The 2,440-nt window shown below is 69.0% G+C and carries 4 protein-coding genes; 3 read left to right on the top strand and 1 reads right to left on the bottom strand.

Going from position 1 to position 2,440, the window contains the following annotated elements; all coding sequences use genetic code 11:
• Positions 1-119 precede the first annotated feature (119 nt).
• The 3 genes from I0Q12_RS01480 to I0Q12_RS01470 all read left to right on the top strand — a co-directional run bounded on the left by I0Q12_RS01480 (position 120) and on the right by I0Q12_RS01470 (position 1,373).
• Positions 120-716, top strand: coding sequence for a TIGR03086 family metal-binding protein (locus I0Q12_RS01480; protein WP_197250268.1), 597 nt, complete (start codon positions 120-122; stop codon positions 714-716).
• Between the two features lie 48 nt (positions 717-764).
• Positions 765-1,031 carry a hypothetical protein gene (locus tag I0Q12_RS01475; protein WP_374068505.1) on the top strand — a complete coding sequence of 89 codons (267 nt, stop codon included), beginning with the start codon at positions 765-767 and terminating at the stop codon, positions 1,029-1,031.
• Between the two features lie 138 nt (positions 1,032-1,169).
• Positions 1,170-1,373: a cold-shock protein gene (locus tag I0Q12_RS01470; RefSeq protein ID WP_068158269.1), complete on the top strand. Its 204-nt coding sequence runs from the start codon at positions 1,170-1,172 to the stop codon at positions 1,371-1,373.
• A gap of 72 nt (positions 1,374-1,445) precedes the next feature.
• Here the strand turns inward: I0Q12_RS01470 and I0Q12_RS01465 are convergent, their stop codons facing one another.
• Complete coding sequence (locus I0Q12_RS01465; protein ID WP_197250266.1) at positions 1,446-2,264, bottom strand: class II glutamine amidotransferase; 819 nt, start codon at positions 2,262-2,264, stop codon at positions 1,446-1,448.
• Positions 2,265-2,440 lie beyond the last annotated feature (176 nt).

Below are 2,440 nucleotides of genomic sequence, written 5' to 3'. Positions count from 1 at the left end.
CGATGGTCGCGGCGGCCCGCGGCCGTCCGCACCGGTCGCACCGGTCGCACCGCTGAGTTTCCGGCTCGGGACGGGTCTGTCCTCATGCGACCCCACCGCTCCGAGAACCGAGGTGCCCGATGACCGAAATGCTCGATCTCGATCCCGCCGCCCGCACGATGACCCGGGTGATCGCCGGGATCCGCGACGACCAGCTCACCGCCCGCACACCGTGCCGGGACGCCACGCTCGGCGACCTCCTCGACCACGTCGGCGGCCTGTCCGTGGCGTTCACCGCCGCGGCGACCAAGGAGTTCGGGGAGATCACAGCGCGTCCGCCGGCGCCGAGCGCCGCCAACCTGGGCGACGACTGGCGCACGCGCATCCCCGCGCAGGTCGCGGCGCTCGCGCAGGCGTGGCACGATCCCGCCGCGTGGACCGGAACGACGCAGGCCGCCGGGCTGGACCTGCCCGGCCGGATCGCGGGACTCGTCGCGCTCGACGAGCTCGTGATCCACGGTTGGGACCTCGCGGCCGCGGCGGGCCTGCCCTACACCTGCGACGATGCGGCGGTGGCGGCCTGCACGGCGTTCGCGTCGACCGTCACCCCGGAGCAGCGGGCCGAAGGTGGCCTGTTCGGTCCGGTGGTGGAGGTTGCGGAGGATGCGTCCGCGCTCGATCGGCTGCTCGGGCTCACCGGCCGTGACCCGTCCTGGACGCCACCGCGCAACGGCTGACCCGGGCCGACCTGCATCACCCGCTGTGAGCTGTCACAATTGATGGCCATGAGCGCTAAGACCAAGAACTCTGCCGCGCTCGCGTTGGGCGCGCGGGTGACGATTCGATCCGGCTCCGGCCACGCAGCACCGGAACACGGTGCGATCGTCGCCGACTACGGCGAGGCCGCGGCGCTGGTCGCCGACGACCTCGGCCGCGACTGGGCCCCGGTGCGCCGGTGGGCGGTCGCGCTCGACGACGGTCGGCTCGTCTTCGCCGACGACGCAGACCTCGAGCTCGAGACCTCCCCGAAGGGCGCCGGCACCGCGTCGTAGGCCCCGGCGCGCCCGCCCTCGTGGGTTCGGATCGGCGGTGCTCTACGAGGTGTGCATACGGCGTAGGGGTGGCACGATCGATTGTGGAGATCGTGACGTCGACGTGACGTTCGGCTCCCGAACAGGAAGTTGGGCAAGATGGCGCAGGGCACCGTGAAGTGGTTCAACAGCGAGAAGGGTTTCGGATTCATCGCTCCCGATGACGGGGGCGCCGATCTTTTCGTCCACTTCTCCGAGATCCAGGGCAGCGGCTACCGCTCGCTGGAAGAGAACCAGCGGGTGGAATTCGAGGTCGGGCAGGGACAGAAGGGGCCGCAGGCCCAGCAGGTCCGCGCCCTCTGACAAGTCCGCGAACGCCGAAATTCGGGGTGCATCCCACGTGGGTGCGCCCCGATGGCGTTGCGCCCCGGCGATCTAGGGGGCCAGCGGCACGAACGGCAGAATTTCGTCCCCGTAGGGTCCGACCGTTCCCGCACTGGCCTCGGGCACCTCGTTCCACGCCCCGGGCAGGTCACGCAGCGGTTCCGACACCACGAGGCGCGCCCTCGGTCCGAGTTTCGCGAGCACCTCCACCTCCGGGTGCAGGGCACGCAGCGTCGTCATGTCGGTGGAGTAGTACAGCGACCGCGACTGCACCTGGCTCGAATAGCGGAAGAACCACATCGAGGTTCCATCCGATGTCGCGACCGTCATCTGCACCGGGTTCTCGATGCCGTGCGCGCGGGCGGTCTTCTCGACGAAGCCGACCGCCCGGCCGACGGCGCCGAGCGGGTCGTCGGTCAGTCCGAACGTCAACGCGAGGTAGAACAGCGCCTCCGAATCGGTCGATCCCATGATCTCCGTGTACAGCTCCGCCTCCACCGCGAGCAGCAGTTCCCGCTTGATCTTCCGGTAGTCCACGATCTCGCCGTTGTGCATCCACAACCAGTTGCCGTACCGGAACGGATGGCAATTGCTGCGCTGGACCGGTGATCCCGTCGACGCACGCACGTGCGCGAAGAACATGCCGCTGCGGATCTGGCTGGCGAGTTCCCTCAGATTGCGGTCGTTCCAAGCAGGTTCGATGCTCTTGAACAGCGCCGGCCGGGGCCCTTCTCCGTACCAGCCGATGCCGAACCCGTCCCCGTTCGTGGTCGTCGCGCCGAGCTGCGAGTGCAGACTCTGATCGATGAGCGAGTGCACCGGCCGGAACAGCAGGTCCTCGGCGAGGATCGGCTCACCGGAATATGCCATCCATCTGCACACATCTCCATTGAAACAGAGTGATCCGCGCCGACCCCGCGTTTCCGAGCGCCGACCCCGGCTTTTCCGAGCGCGACCCCCGGCTTTTCCGAGCGAACGGTACATTCGGTCGGTCTGCGGGCTGTTGCGAAATAGCCGAAGGTCCGCGACCGCGAACCACAGCGCCG

The organism is Rhodococcus sp. CX (genome assembly GCF_015865005.1).
Classification (GTDB): domain Bacteria; phylum Actinomycetota; class Actinomycetes; order Mycobacteriales; family Mycobacteriaceae; genus Rhodococcus.
This window is presented reverse-complemented; position numbering and strand designations above follow the sequence as displayed.